Origin of the sequence: Collinsella sp. AM34-10, from assembly GCF_003469185.1 — a bacterium.
In the GTDB taxonomy this organism is placed as follows: Bacteria; Actinomycetota; Coriobacteriia; order Coriobacteriales; family Coriobacteriaceae; genus Collinsella.
Genome location: NZ_QSIL01000001.1, coordinates 349,367 through 363,936 on the forward strand (window position 1 = coordinate 349,367; position 14,570 = coordinate 363,936).

At 51.4% G+C, this 14,570-nt stretch carries 10 protein-coding genes; 7 read left to right on the top strand and 3 right to left on the bottom strand.

The annotated features are described in order from the left end of the window. Positions 1-2: 2 nt before the first annotated feature. On the bottom strand, positions 3-1,022 hold the full coding sequence (locus DW823_RS01455) for a glycosyltransferase (protein WP_118079711.1): 1,020 nt from the start codon (positions 1,020-1,022) through the stop codon (positions 3-5). A gap of 207 nt (positions 1,023-1,229) precedes the next feature. On the opposite strand from DW823_RS01455, the gene DW823_RS01460 reads away from it, so the two are divergent. After that, positions 1,230-2,600, top strand: coding sequence for a hypothetical protein (locus tag DW823_RS01460; RefSeq protein WP_118079713.1), 1,371 nt, complete (start codon positions 1,230-1,232; stop codon positions 2,598-2,600). Between the two features lie 82 nt (positions 2,601-2,682). Here DW823_RS01460 and DW823_RS01465 read toward each other — a convergent pair whose 3' ends face one another. Continuing rightward, on the bottom strand, positions 2,683-3,741 hold the full coding sequence (locus DW823_RS01465; protein WP_118079715.1) for an acyltransferase: 1,059 nt from the start codon (positions 3,739-3,741) through the stop codon (positions 2,683-2,685). 111 nt (positions 3,742-3,852) lie between these two features. On the opposite strand from DW823_RS01465, the gene DW823_RS01470 reads away from it, so the two are divergent. The 6 genes from DW823_RS01470 (at position 3,853) to DW823_RS01500 (ending at position 13,671) form a co-directional block, all read left to right on the top strand. After that, positions 3,853-4,956 (top strand): glycosyltransferase, encoded by a 1,104-nt coding sequence (locus DW823_RS01470; RefSeq protein ID WP_118079717.1) that lies wholly within the window; start codon positions 3,853-3,855, stop codon positions 4,954-4,956. Between the two features lie 7 nt (positions 4,957-4,963). Then, positions 4,964-6,010 carry a glycosyltransferase gene (locus DW823_RS01475; protein WP_158567238.1) on the top strand — a complete coding sequence of 349 codons (1,047 nt, stop codon included), beginning with the start codon at positions 4,964-4,966 and terminating at the stop codon, positions 6,008-6,010. 54 nt (positions 6,011-6,064) lie between these two features. Next, positions 6,065-7,063, top strand: a complete 999-nt coding sequence (locus DW823_RS01480; protein WP_158567239.1) for a DUF4238 domain-containing protein — start codon at positions 6,065-6,067, stop codon at positions 7,061-7,063. A gap of 893 nt (positions 7,064-7,956) precedes the next feature. Continuing rightward, positions 7,957-10,356 (top strand): N-acetylmuramoyl-L-alanine amidase, encoded by a 2,400-nt coding sequence (locus DW823_RS01490; RefSeq protein ID WP_118079726.1) that lies wholly within the window; start codon positions 7,957-7,959, stop codon positions 10,354-10,356. Positions 10,357-10,433: 77 nt separating this feature from the next. Further along, positions 10,434-12,845 (top strand): hypothetical protein, encoded by a 2,412-nt coding sequence (locus DW823_RS01495; protein ID WP_118079728.1) that lies wholly within the window; start codon positions 10,434-10,436, stop codon positions 12,843-12,845. 22 nt (positions 12,846-12,867) lie between these two features. Further along, positions 12,868-13,671, top strand: a complete 804-nt coding sequence (locus DW823_RS01500; protein ID WP_199574289.1) for a glycosyltransferase family 32 protein — start codon at positions 12,868-12,870, stop codon at positions 13,669-13,671. A gap of 34 nt (positions 13,672-13,705) precedes the next feature. Here the strand turns inward: DW823_RS01500 and DW823_RS01505 are convergent, their stop codons facing one another. Continuing rightward, the gene (locus DW823_RS01505) at positions 13,706-14,569 is read right to left on the bottom strand and encodes a glycosyltransferase family 2 protein (RefSeq protein WP_158567240.1); all 864 of its coding nucleotides are present in this window, start codon (positions 14,567-14,569) and stop codon (positions 13,706-13,708) included. Position 14,570: the final 1 nt, after the last annotated feature.

Here is a 14,570-nt window from a genome sequence, read left to right on the forward strand (position 1 = left end):
CGCTACTCTGCGTCCTTCATGGGCGGCATGGGCTCCCAGTCGGGGTCCTTGATAATCTTGCGGGCGTCTTTCATGCCACGGCGCAGCGCCGGGATGCCGGTCTTAAAGCACTTGTCGACCGCTGCCAGACGAATGAACTCCTTGCAAAAGGTCGCGGCATTGCCCAGACGGAACAGCATGGGGTGGTAGTCACCGTAGATCTGCATGTAGCGGGCCAAAAAGCCGCGATTGCGCATGATGTAGTAGCGGTTGGTGTCGCTCGTGGAGTTGAGCTGGCGTTTGCCGGCGATGTCCCAGTTAGAGACGGCGCGGGCGCGCTTGAGCACCACGTCGGCAACCACGGCGGCGGGGAAGTGCTGGCTCGCAACATAGCCGTAGCAGGCATCGTCGCCGTAGATGAAAAAGCGCGCATCGGGCAGGCCGATCTTGTCGACTACGCGACGCGAGAACAGGCCGCCTTCAAAGCACAGCTGGTTCATGGCGCGGTAGCCCTCGGGGCCCAGGTCCCACTTAGCGATGGGGTTGGGGATACCGAGCGAAAGGATGAGCTGGTACTGCCAAAAGAAGGCACCGCCGTCGAAGTCCAGGCGCGAACCCTGGATAACGTCGTAGCGGTCGGTCCACTTTGCCAGGCGCTCGATGCCCTCCGGGATGACGAGCACGTCGTCGTCCATGACCCAGAACCACTGGGCGCCCAAGTCGTAGGCGCACTTGGTGCCGGCGGAGAAGCCACCCGCGCCGCCACCGTTTTCAAGCTGCGGCGCGTAGATAACGCGGTCGGTGCCACCCTTTGCGTCGGGCTGGTCGGTGTCGATGCCCCACAGGTTGGCGAGGCGCTCGTTGAATGCGACGCACATGGCTTCGGTCTCGCGCGAATTCTCATTGTCGACAATCACGATGCGCCAGGGCGTTGCCGTGAGCTCGGTCATGGAGTCGAACAGGTTGGCCAGAAGCTCCTGGCGCTTGTACGTAACGACAACGATGGCGAGCTTATCGATGGGAGCGGGAAGGGTGGAAGTCATGAACGAGAATATCCTTTCGCGTGGGCAGCATATCGGCCCTGCGGAATAAACAACGTGTCCCATGGGACACGACTATTGTAAGCGTAGGTAGGCGCCCGCGGTTAATGTTCCACTAATCACCAAGAACGTTTGCTACAAGCCTGGTTGACGTGCGTGCGCGGCGAGATTGCAAGCGCGCATTGTGGTATTACATAGGTGCCGAATCCCGTGGACGCGATCTTTGTGTTTGGATGCCCTGTGAATAAAACTCGTTTAGCTTCCTTTGCCGATAGCCTTCCCGTCAAGGTCATGTTGCTGTTTTTGGTTCTTCAGGCCGCATTTGTCCTGAGCAATACCGCGGCAAATTGTCTGCCGAGGCCCGTCATCGAGTCGCATGTGCAGGGTTCGGAGTCCTCTGCCCTGTTGTCTGACATGTATGTCTACGACCACCGTGTTGCAGCTGGTCCTGTTTGCTTTGATAACAATCGCTTTATCATTGAAGTCGCACAGCAAAAGGACCAAGGTTCTCCATTTAAGACGATGACTGTTGCCGAGATTGATGACGTTACGAAAGCCGGTGGGATTACGCATCAGCAGTACTACCGGTATTGGCATGGATGGCAGCTACTTACGAATGCCTGCCTGTTTATTGGCGGTATCGACGTTGTCGTGGTGCCTGCGGCCGCTCTGGCGATTGTCGGCTCCGCTTGCGCTTACGTTGCCTTGCGGAAGCGGTTTTCAAAGCCAGTGACGTTGGGTTTCCTTGCAATCCTGCTGTTCTCGACCAATCTGTTTTTCAATTTTATCGGTGATCTGCTGCTGTGCATCTCGTTCTTTGTGGCGCTCATCATGATGTCTTGCATGAGCCTTCGTTTGGGCTCGGCCCCGAACGCACGGGTTTTCACAAGCCGCCTTGTCCTTTGGTCGATAGCGACGGGCGCCGTTTTTTCGTTTCTTGACTTTTTAACGATTCCTGCCGCAGTTGTCGCCCTGCATTGCTTTTTCGCCTTCATTGCGCTCCCCAAGGGTGAGCGCCCCAAGCGTTGCGTCGTCACGATGCTGCAGGCGCTCTTTGGGTTTGGGCTTTCGTTTGTGTTTACCTGGGCGATGAAATGGGTTGTCGCGGTATTTGTGCTGGGCTGGGACGAGGTCTTTTCGAACGTTCTGGGCGAGATGGGCCTTTGGTCTGCGCATGGGTCTTCGTCACTGTTGCCCCAGGCTGACTGGCCTCAGATTTTGAAGGAGTTTTATTGCATGAGCCCGCAGCTGTTCGCCATTTGCTCAACTGCCGGTTATGCGATGATCTCGAACGTCGTTTGCCTTGTTTCGTTTGCTGCCGTATTGGCGATCTGGATTGCCGTGCTCGTTTGCTCGATACGGGGCGGCGCGCAAGGCGGTCGTCGTCGAAAGGTGTTGATCCAGTCGCTGCTCATGGCACTGCCTCTGGTTGTTGTTCTGGGTTATTTCGTTGTTATGCATGACCATGCGATCGTTCATATTCCGGTATTTGGCTGCAAGAATTGGGCGATTGTCTTTGCGATTTTATTTGTTTCGGGTGTAAGCGCGCTTCGTGGTCTGAGGAGTCAGAAGGTCGCTTAGCCGTTCATATGGGCCTTGATGGACTCGACTACGGCCCTGCGCACGATATCCACGAGGAGCAGGGAAAGCGCGAGGCAAAGGCTCATAAGGATTCCGAGCAAAATGGCGGCGGCTGGACGGGGCATTCCCGTTTGGATGCCTGTTGCCATGGTGTAGATTGCATTGTCGAAGATGGGTCGCCAGACGTTGCAGGTAAACGACTGCACGGCGTAGAAAGCGAGCGTTCCTGCGGCGAGAGATATGATTGTCTCGTCTGCAGCAGTGACTTTGTGGCGCGGCTGATGGAGTGCTGCGGCGGCAACGGATGCGGCGGCCAAGATAAAGGATATGACGGAAGTGGACTTGTAGGAGAGCTTCCAGACGTGTTGTACTGGCTGTTTGCCGATAGCAGAAGCTCGAGCGCGATGGTGGCGGCAACGAGTCCGATGAGTACGATCTTGGATTTTTGAGCGCCGGATGCGTTGCCGTGGCATTCGAGGACAAAGCGCATTTCTCCAGCTGCAATAAACGCGACCAGGTAGGTAACGGCGCTCATGAGTTTGCGCCACAAAATGATACCGGCCGCTTCGTTTGCCGTCGCCGCGATGTAGCAGTTGATTCCAAATGTTGCGAGCACAAGAAGTGCTACGACAAACGGGGCTCTTTTGCTGCCGATTCGCTGCCGCATCAACGCAATCACTGGGACGAGCAATACTGATGCCGCGTAGACCCAGATAAACTCGATGCCCAGCGTAAGCCAGCCAATCTCATGTAGTGAGATTTCGGGCAGGGGATAGACGTACATCGAGACAAGCAGGCAGGCAGCGCAATAAAAGAGCGTGGGCAAGACGATCTTCTTTAACCGCGCAAACGATTTACGAGAGAGGTACTGCGCGGATGAACCGTTTTGGAGGGCGCGTACCGCCGAGGGAATAAGGAAGTATCCCGAGATCATAAAGAAGACCTCGTTGGCCCAGCAGCCCAGCAGGTTGATAAAGCCGAGCGCGCCGGAGTAAGGGAAGGCAGCGAGCGGCGCGTATTCCGGTAGACCGGTACAGACGGCTTGGAAGGTCCACTGAAACGTGTGGAATATGGCAATCCCAGCGACCGCGACCAAGCGCAGCGCTTCGATGGATATGTTGCGTGCGGCTTTGGGCTGCATGACGTCCTTTCGTATCGGTTTGCCTCTGCGGGCTCCATAGATTATATAAACGCCCGCGGGCGGGACGACCCTTTGATACCATTAACGTCAGGTATTTCCTAAGGAGCACATTTGTCTACTAATTCCTCTGGCAGCTCTGTCCTGTCGCTGCTTATTCCCATCTACAACGTTGAGCGCTACCTGCACGAGTGCCTCGATTCCGCCGTGGCGCAGACGCTCAAGGACATTGAGATCATTTGCATCAACGACGGCTCTACCGATAGCTCGCCGGATATCATCCGCGAGTACATGGAGCGCGATGCGCGCGTGAAGATGATCGATAAGGCCAACAGCGGCTACGGCGACTCGATGAACCGCGGACTCGATATGGCGCGCGGCAAGTATGTGGGCATTCTGGAGTCCGATGACTTTATGGCGCCCGATGCGCTGGAGAAACTTGTGGCAGCGGCCGAGCGCTTTGACGCCGATTTTGCGAAGGCGAATTTTGACCTGTATTGGTCGAAGCCGGAGGAGCGCCGAGAGCTGATGGAGCTCTTTAAAGCTAAGGACTGCGGCAAGCCGGTTCACCCGAGCGCTACCGTCGATGCCTTCTCGCTTAAGCCATCGATTTGGTCTGCGGTGTATCGTCGAGACTTCTTGAACCGTAATGCCATTCGTTTCTTGCCGACGCCTGGCGCTGCGTTTCAGGACGCCTCGTTTACCTTTAAGGTGTTCGCCCTTGCCGATACTGCGGTTTACCTACATGATTCCGTACTTTCATATCGCCAGGATAACGAGGGCTCTTCGGTCAATTCGCCCAATAAAGTTCATTGCGTTAATGATGAGTATGCCGAGATTCATCGCTGGATTGTTGAGGATTATGCCGAGACGCACTCTTCGCTGGACGTTGCCAAGCTGCTTAGGTTTGCAAATATCATTAAATACGATTCGTATATGTGGAGCTACATTCGCCTGAATCCCAAGTTTTACGCTGAGTTTTTGGACCGTATGGCCCAGGAGTTCCGCGGCGCGCTTGAGGTCCATGAGTTTGAGCTCACGGATCTTAAGCCGTGGAAGCGCGCAAACCTGAAGGCCATTGTCAACGATCCGCAAAAGTGGCTGACTGAATCTGAGGATTTTGCCGGTGCCGGCGCTTTGGGTCGCGCGAGGCATTATGCGCGCATCGGCGGCCCGGGCGTGGTTGCCGCATTCGTCCTGGATGCAATTAAGAAGTAGGGAAATTATGGCAAACCCAAGGGTTTCATTTATTGTTCCGGTCTATAACACCCAGGAATTCCTGCCTCGTTGTCTTGACTCCCTTTTGGGGCAGACCTGTCCGGATATCGAGATCGTGGTTGTTAACGACGGATCGCCGGATGACTCTGCTGCGATTATTGGCAAGTATGTGTGCAAGGACTCTCGCGTGTGCGTTGTCGAGAAATCTAACGGCGGACTGTCGTCTGCCCGTAATGCGGGCATGGATGTTGCGCGCGGCGATATTATCGACTTCGTCGATTCGGACGATTACGTCGAGCCTAATCTTGCCGAGTTCTTGGTCGATACGTTTGCTAAGGAGCATCCCGAGATTGTTGTGTTTGGAGCTGAGTGCGAGCCTGCCGAGTTGGCTTCTGAGCGCATCAAGCAGCTACTTTCTCCTGAAGCGCGCAGGTTTGAGTCATTTGATCCGGCCCTGCTGTTTTCCGCGAATGCGCAGCCCTATGTCTGGCGTGCGGCATACTCTCGCGAGCTGATTGAGCGTATGTCTTTGCGTTTTGCCGAAAATGTCCGGTTTGCCGAGGACGTTGTGTTTCAGCTTGAATCGTATCCGCTGTCTGTCAGGACGGTCCTTGCGCCCGAGAGGCTGTATCACTACGTGATGCAGGAAAAGTCGCTGACGCATGTGTTTAACGCCGGCGCCAAGCGCATGGACAAGGTCGATGCCCATTTGCTGGTGCTTCATGAAGTGCTGGAGCGCTGGGACAGGCGAGGACTGCTGGATTTGTGCCCCGGTGAGCTTGTGACGTGGTTCTTGGATCTGGTTGTGTTCGACCTTGCGCGCTTGGATGCAGGGGACTATGCCGCGGTTGCCGCTCGCGTTAAGGATGAGCTTGAGGGGCATTTGGCGCAGGATTGGCCGGGGTTGCCTGCAAAAGCGACTGTTCGTCGCGTGTCGGACAAGATTGCAGATGGATCGAGGGTTTCGATGTTTGATGCCGCGCGGATGTATCTTGCGACCCGTGGGCTCATGAGCTGCTTGGAAAAAGTAATCAGTTTAAGCCATTGGAGATGAGCGCTTGGCTAAACAGTTATACCGATTTATAAAATGACTTTTGTTGGGATTTGTATGGCTAAAGCAAAGAAGCACCACCTTGTTCCAAAGTGCTATTTAAAAGCATGGTCTGTCAATAAGAATTCAGTATTGTGTTTTAATGCGCGTGGGCTAAATCCCTGCGTCGAGCCTCTGAATTTGAAAAATAGTTTCTATGAAAATAACTTTCATACCATAAGGCCCGGAATGTTGGGGTTTAAGGACTATAAAGACCTTATTCTAGACAAAATTAAAGGTTATGAAGTCTATTTAAATGATGAACGCATAGCCGAAGATTTGATTTGGAATTACGCATCTGAAATCAATAACTGGGTTTTTGTAAAGAACGGAATTCCGCTTTGTGGTAAAGATGAGCGTACTATAAAGCAAACACTTAGTATGGTTCGCGATACTTCTATCGAGGAAAATTGGTCCGAAGATTTTGAGAACGATTGGCAAAACCTAAAGGATCTTATCGTACGGTGGGCGCAGTCTGAGCATAAGCCTTTGATCCTTCCATTTAATTTAGGCAAGCTAATTCAGGTAATTGTTGCCATGGATTGGAGGGGGTTAAATCAAAATCAGCAACTAAATGAGTCATTTGATTCCACCTGGAATCTATTAATCGGTTTGTTGGGTAAAGATGCAACGAATCATGTCCAAGAATTGGATAAAGATAGAAACGAATTCAAGCACTCCATCTTGCTCAAACAATATTTAGCCTATTTCGAGGGACGAGGCTGTATCGCTAAACAGATTGACTTGTATTGTAAATTGCATGCCAAATTTATTTATAGCGAAAGAGGTGAGTTATTCACGTCAGATAACCCTTCTTTCTTCGATTCAGAGAAACATATTCATTTCTTTCCAGTTTCTCCGTTCGTAGGTGTTGAATTATTTCAGTCGAACGACGGTATTAAGTCTAACTGGAGCTTTCGGGAGGCCGATAAAAACGACATTAGCTTATTCAATGATGCCGTTAAAAGAAATGCGGTAGCAAAGGTCATTCTGCCTCCTAGCTATGGAAACAATTAAGTATTTTTCTTTTAAAGTTACGGGAGATGACCTGTTCTGTACTTTTGTGAGTAGCTCTGGGTGCGCACCGGAGCTCCTCCGACTGGCTGAGTACTAGGCCCTTTCGGCAGCACCTATATCGCAAATCGGCACCGCAGTCCACCCGGCCGAATATTTCCGTTCAGCACTCCTATTAAACGTCCCGCTGTCCATCCCCCTGTTGCGCTCGGGCAGCCATGCAGTCCAGAGAACGAGGAGATTCCACACGGTGAGAATGACCAGGGCCAAGGGGTCTGGGGTCGGTGAACGGTCTCCCCAGAACGTGATTGCCCACACCGCCCTCGTCTCGAAGCACAACGGCCAAGACGTGCGCAAGGCCGCGAGGGAGTGGGGCGTCTTCTTGGAGGACGTCGAGGGGATGTCCGAAGAGGTGGCCTACGCGCTGCTGTTTTCCCGGCAGTGGCGAATCCGGGCTGGTGCGCGCTAGCTCCCATTTCGCCTCGGCGCTCGGGAAGGTAGCATGCGTCAGGAGTGCAGGGTCGCGTTGCATCCTCCAGCTCTATCTTGAGGGCCTCTGGTGGGAGGGCCGCAAACGGACGAACGGCGCGCGCAAGCTCGTTCGTAAGCACGGCACGCTCGGCCTGCTCGTGGTCGACGAGTAGCTTCTCATCAGCCCTATGTGGAGTTCAGATCGATATTGTTGGAGCTGATTGAGCTGAGGTGCGAAACCGCCCCTAGCGTCTTTTGAACGTGGTTCATGAAGAAGGACTGGCATCTGAAGCCAGTTATTTGCAACTTCTATTTCCATGCGTTCGCTGCTCCCGAAAGTCCTTTCTCCTAAATTTATTTTTAATATGGGCCCATTTATTAGATAATCTATGTTTGGGAATTATCATTTTGACTAGGGATTTGATATGAAAAAGGTTTTACGTGTCACAACCACTTTTTCTCTGGCTGCACTTCTGACATTTTCCTCGTTGATGAGTCCCGTAGTCGCTGCCTACGGTTTGAACGAGGCGAAGCCCGCTGAAGCTGTGACGGATGTGGCGTCCGCAGGTGATGACGGAGTGGCTGCACGCGGCGATGATGTTGAAGGCAGCGATGCCACCGTCGACCAGTCTCCGGTTGAAGGGGATTTTGAGGCTATCGACTCGTTGAGCCAAGGTGCAGCTGAAAGCGATGTCAAGACCGAGCAAGAGGTCAATTCGGTCGAGTCGGACTTTCAATACGTTTACCTGGCCTACCCAAGCCTTCCCTCTGGATCCAATCAAGTCATTGCTTTTGCTACTCATAATGACGGTGAAGTTCTTTCCTCTGCTACGCTTGGCTATGTGAGCGCCAACGGCGTAAAGGGCTCTGTCGACGCGTCTGCTACGGCTGATAATTCTGCCGCCTTTACCTTTGGCGCAAAACTCGAAGCTAATACTTATTTCCTCACTTCGATTTCGTATTATCTAGAGGGAGATGGGACTGAGCATAAGATCGATCTCTCTGACCGAGATTATTCGTTCACCGTCGTAGACAGCTCTATGAACTCCGAGGGCACATCTGTTTATTATGCAGATGGGGACGGAAATGCTGTTGAGGCACAGTCTATTCAGCAGGCGTTGGAGTGCGCCGATTCTCCGGATGGTGTTTCTACTTATGCCGCTCGCTCCGCTCGCAACGTTAGCGTAATCGCTCTTGATGCTGGTCATGGTGGATCTGATCCCGGTGCGCAGGGTAATGGTAAAAGTGAAGATGATCTTACCTGGAAGATTGTGACGGCCTGCAAGAATAAGCTTGAAGCATATGGTTTTAAGGTCGTTCTTGCTCGTGAGCAGTACGGCAATTACTCCGGTAATGATTTTCTTTATCGCGTTCAGCGTTGCATCGATCAGGGTGCGCAGGCTTTCGTGAGCTTCCATATTAATTCCGGCTCCTCTGCTGCTCATGGTGCTGAGGTTTACGCTCCCACCGCAAATGGATCAGACTATACACAGGTTTCTGTTGAGCTTGCCAATAAGGTTATGAATAACCTTGCTGCCATGGGCCTTTCCTATCGTGGTGTTTTCCAAATGGAAGTAGGCGACGAGTTCGCTGTGATTCGTTGTGCACGCGAGCAGGGGATCCCCGGCATTCTTATTGAGCACGGCTTCATTTCGAATTCCGGCGATGTCGCTAACTATTTCTCTGACGACGGCTGCCGTCGCCTTGGCGAGGCTGATGCCGCTGCTATTATTGCGCAGTTTCCTCATCCTTATTCCATTGATGGAATTACCTTTTCGGAAGAATTGGGGCGCGCTGGATCTTCGATTAAAGTTGGAGTGAATGTTACCGGCAAGACCGACGGACTCAAATATAAGTTTGTTTGGCATAGGGCTGGGGCAGATTGGACTGACGCTAACTGGGGCGTGATCGGTCAAGATTTGACCGCCCCGTCAGTTGTTTGGACTTTGCCGCAAGCTGGTGAATACGAAATTTATGCCGATGTTGTTGACTCCAATGGTTACATATCGAGCACCTCCAAATATAAAGTAGTCAATTGGTCCGTCGAGGGCCTCGACGTCTCCGGCGAGGCGCGCTCCGGCAAGCCGCTCGAGCTCAAGGCCAGGGTCTCCGGCGACACCGACGGCCTCAAGTACAAGTTCGTCTGGGAGAAGGGCGGCTGGGCCAAGTGGGGCACCGTCGGCGGCGGCTCCAGCTCCGCCTCCTCCTGCGAGTGGACCCCCTCCGAGCCCGGAGAGTACACCCTCTACCTCGACGTGATCGACGGCGAGCAGGCCAAGCACCTCACCCGCAAGGTGACGGTCGATGGCACGTCAATTATGGGAGCGCTCTCGACATCTGCTGGCTCTATGGTTCGTTTGTATGTTTCTACCGGACATGTCTATCCCTCTGAAGTCTATTCGCAAAGGGGCGCTTCTAGCATTGCTGAGTTCTGCAATCAGGTAATTTTGGCTGCCTCCTCTGAAGGCGTTAGGCCCGAAGTCGTATTTGCCCAAGCCATGTTGGAGACTGGATGGCTCCAGTTTGGGGGTTCGGTATCCGCAGACCAGTGCAATTTTGCTGGCTTAGGGGCTACTGGTCCTCAAGTCGGTGGGGCAAGGTTTGACAACGTATATCAGGGGCTGCTTGCTCAATCTCAGCATTTAAAAGGCTATGCGACCAGTATGCCCTTGAACAATGTTTGTGTTGATCCTCGTTATCAAATACTTGTTGATAGGGGATATCTGGGCATCGCTCCGTGCCTAGAGGACCTCAATGGTTTATGGGCTGTCCCTGGGGATGGTTACGGCCAAAGAATCGCGGCGATTATTAACAGAATGATCTAACGATGCAATTTTCCCTTCAGCGCTAGTCGTCTTTGATTTCAGTTATACAGCTTCGTTTGTTAGGATGCCTGATTCCGATGAAGACAGTTTGCCGTAAGCTCATCCTTGCATTATTTGTTGCTTTTTTGATTTGGCCTATGGCCGCCTCGCATTCCTTTGCGACAGATCGAGGCGCTTCATCTCTTTTCGTCGATCCTGCTATTAAGATGTCTGAATTGTCGGAGGATTTCTCCCTCGACGGCCTTTCCGCGAAGGCTACCGACGGCGGGTCGCCCCTGCTCGGCGACGAGTGCGAGCTGGGCCTGTCCGTCTCCGGCAATGCGGGCTCGGTCAGGTACAAGTTCGTCTGGGAGCAGGGCGGCTGGTCTCGCTGGGGGTCAATCCGCCAGGGCGAGCCCTCCGCGTCTTGCCCCTGGACCCCCGAGGTGGCCGGAGACGTCAACATTTGGGTGGACGCCATCGATTCGGCCGGCCGCGTCACCACGCGCAAGTTCCCCGTGCATGTGGACGCCTGCCGTCTCTCGGTTGACGGAGGGCCCGACTTGGAGTGGTCCCCCGGCATGAAGGTCGCCATTCGTGCGGCGGCCGCGCCCGGCGCAAAGCTCAAGTTCGTCTGGCAGAAGGACTCTTGGGCCGAGTGGGGGGTTGCGCAGGGGCCGTCCGAGGCGACATCCTGCGCTTGGGAGCCCGCGTCGTCCGGTTCGTACAGGGTCTACGTCGACGTCTCCGTCGGCGGCCTCTCCGCGACCTCCGTGCTTCCCGTCAGCATAACCGAGGATTTCTCCCTCGACGGCCTTTCCGCGAAGGCTACCGACGGCGGGTCGCCCCTGCTCGGCAACGAGTGCGAGCTGGGCCTGTCCGTCTCCGGCAATGCGGGCTCGGTCAGGTACAAGTTCGTCTGGGAGCAGGGCGGCTGGTCTCGCTGGGGGTCAATCCGCCAGGGCGAGCCCTCCGCGTCTTGCCCCTGGACCCCCGAGGTGGCCGGAGACGTCAACATTTGGGTGGACGCCATCGATTCGGCCGGCCGCGTCACCACGCGCAAGTTCCCCGTGCATGTGGACAATAACTTGTCTAATTTCACATCGATTTCCGTGGAGCCCTCTGATGGATCAGTTTCCGCTGGGGATACAGTTGCTATTACTCCCAATCTGATTGTTCGTAATAATAAAGGCGTTAAATATAAGTACGTTTGGATGAGAAACAATTGGAATGAATGGGGCGTTATAGATTCAGGGGAAGGTCTCTCTTCACTAGATTGGGTTGTTACAAAAACCGGGGAGATTTCATTCTATATAGATGTAATTGATACTTTAACTGGACAAACACTTACGTGTAAAAAAGTCTGCTATTTTATCCCGGAAGACTGGTCTTATAAAGGCATATCCGTTTCCAACGCTTTTGTTAAGCCTGGCGATAAAGTGTCCGTAACATCTGAGTGCTCGGGGGATACTCGTTTTCTGAACTATAGGTATGTTTGGAGTAGAAACAATTGGTCAAATTGGGGCATTGCGCAGAATGGTTCCGATGCTTCCCTATCTTGGACTCCTGATAAACCCGGCGAGTATGATATTTATTGTGATGTGAGCGGCTCTGACGGTAAGGTAACTACTCACAGGATTCATATCGGGGTTTGGGACTATTCGAGAATTACAGCTATATCTACTGATGGAGATTACTCATGGGGCGTTCGTGCGGATATGGGGACTCTTGATGCGGAAAAATCTGGACAATTTGAATTTAAATTTGTCTGGGCGAAACCGGATTGGAGTCAATGGGGCGTCCTGAGAGCGAAATCAACCATTAACAATGCGTACTTTAATCCATCCGATTTGGGCTTAGGTTCGGGTTACTATGCTTTGTATTGCGATGTAACCTATCCCGATGGATCAGTCCATACTAAGTCTACGCAGGTTTATTACAATCCGATTGGAAGTTCGACCGTTCTTGGCGTAAGCAGAATTAGCCTGCTGACATGGCTTACTTCGCATCAGTATGATTCTTATTATCTGGGTACGCGTTATTCCGGCGGCTTCTCATATGACACGTGTCTTTATCCCAACGGAAGTCCAAGATGGGATGGCTATACGGGTATGAACTGCACCGGATTTGTTGCTCATGCTTATGCTGCTGTTGGCGGGGATGTTGCAGCGATAGGCAGGAATAACGCACACTCGCCATGGGCCGGCGGGCCTGGTGGGGGAGGCTATATTAACGCTTGGCGCTGGTATGGTTATGCTTGTGACTCAGGGTGCAAGATGTATGAGTTTAGAACGGTTCGCGATATGCTGAATAGCGGTTATGCGCAGAAAGGCGATATTATCTTCTTTAAAACGAATGGGGCTATTGATTGCCATATAGGCTTTTTCTGGGGCGATACCCCTTATGAGAACAAGATGTGGCATCAGATTTTGCCGGGCAATTTAATTGGTCCTTGCTTTAACAATGCAAATAAAAGTGAATATAACCAGAGCGTTGTTTTGATTAAATAGTAGATTGAGTTTGGAGTTTCAGTTGAACGAGAACCATATCCCAAAAGTGATTCACTACATTTGGTTTGGGAATAATGATTTGCCTGAAGAGGCAATCGCGTGCATCGAGTCCTGGAAGAAGTTTTGCCCAGATTATGAGATAAAGCGTTGGGATGAATCAAACTTCGATTTATCTTCTAACAATTATGTTAAACAGGCATATGAAGCTAAGAAATGGGCATTTGTAAGTGACTATGCGCGCTTATGGATTCTAGTTAATGAAGGCGGTATCTATATGGATACCGACGTAGAGGTCCTTAAGTCTCTTGATCCCTTTTTGACCAACCGTGCTTTTTCAGGTTTCGAATCGGACGCTTCTGTGCCAACTGGAATTATGGCTTGTGAAAAAGGATTTCCGTTATTCCGGAAGCTTTTGAATGATTACGATGTACGTTCTTTTATTAAAAGCGATGGATCGTACGACTTAACGACAAATGTTGTAGTGATTACAAAAGCTTGTAAGGCCCTCGGACTAAAGCTTGATAATACAATGCAGACAGTTGATGGATTCACACTGTACCCAAGCGATTGGTTTTGTCCCAAGAGTCATGAATCTGGTGATATTCATCTTACTGAAAATTCCGTTACCATACATCATTTTAACGGGTCTTGGATCGATGAGGTTGAGCGGGGTTTGCTGAAAGAAAGGCGTCGTTTCCTCACCCGTCATTCTTGGGTCAATCCAATGCTGGCCGGATTAATAGTACGGCTCCAGTATGGATTTAAAACAAATGACTTCAGGCCTTTGACTTCAGCATTGAAAGCCTTTTTTGCAAACCGGAATTAATTTGAATGGTCTTAAAATAGAGCCTAATCAATGATTAGGCTCTATTCATGTATTTCTTAAACAATGGTTCTAATACTGCGGCAAATGGTATTGCCGGAGAAATGGCGCCAACAGACTTTGCTTTTTTAAATGCAAAAAGGATGCTATCTCCGGCAATCTTTGACCACATTAGATAAAGAATAGTCTCCTTGAATCTCTGTATGAGTGTGTCACTGAACTCTATGCACTGCTTTTTATATTCGGCATAACTTCGTGGATTATTTAACAATAAGCGTTTATAGTTGGCTGTATAACCGTCTGTTAAGTATTCCCCTTTGCATATTTCCCGGTTGCATAGCAGGTGGTAATACTCGTGGTCAATTTGATCAAACTGAAATACTTCAGGAATGAAGCTCTCTCCTTCGGCTATGTAAAAAGGATGTGATTTGATAACGCTCGTTAACGTTGCAATGCAAGTCTCCCCTTTATAACCGTATTTGCTGTAGAGGGATGATAACTTCGCAGTGGTGTTGCTGGGAAATTGATTGTTACGAGCGGACCTGGGCGTAGCAATTCCAATGGCATCCCCTGCATTTTTCCACGCCGTTAATATGAAGTGGACCGCATCAGGTGTGAGATAATCGTCGGAATCAACACACATGAACAGTTCTGAAGTGCATTTTTCTGCAGCTAAATTGCAGGCTCGTTGTTTTCCTCCATTCGCTACCTTTATATATTCGATTTCGATAGCTGATTCCTTTGCAAATGAATCAAATAAGCTCTGCGTTCCGTCCGTCGAGCCATCGTCGACTACAAGCCAATAAAAACGAGAGTCAGTTTGTTTTTTCAAGCTTTCATACAACCGCTTCAAGGTATGTTCTCTATTATATGTAGGTGTAAAAATGCAAAGCTGTTTCACT

Coding starts and splice junctions, on each gene's coding strand:
- DW823_RS01455 (WP_118079711.1), bottom strand. CDS start 1,022: ATGACTTCCACCCTTCCCGCTCCCATCGATAAGCTCGCCATCGTTGTC.
- DW823_RS01465 (WP_118079715.1), bottom strand. CDS start 3,741: ATGCAGCCCAAAGCCGCACGCAACATATCCATCGAAGCGCTGCGCTTG.
- DW823_RS01475 (WP_158567238.1), top strand. CDS start 4,964: ATGGCAAACCCAAGGGTTTCATTTATTGTTCCGGTCTATAACACCCAG.
- DW823_RS01480 (WP_158567239.1), top strand. CDS start 6,065: ATGGCTAAAGCAAAGAAGCACCACCTTGTTCCAAAGTGCTATTTAAAA.
- DW823_RS01490 (WP_118079726.1), top strand. CDS start 7,957: ATGAAAAAGGTTTTACGTGTCACAACCACTTTTTCTCTGGCTGCACTT.
- DW823_RS01495 (WP_118079728.1), top strand. CDS start 10,434: ATGAAGACAGTTTGCCGTAAGCTCATCCTTGCATTATTTGTTGCTTTT.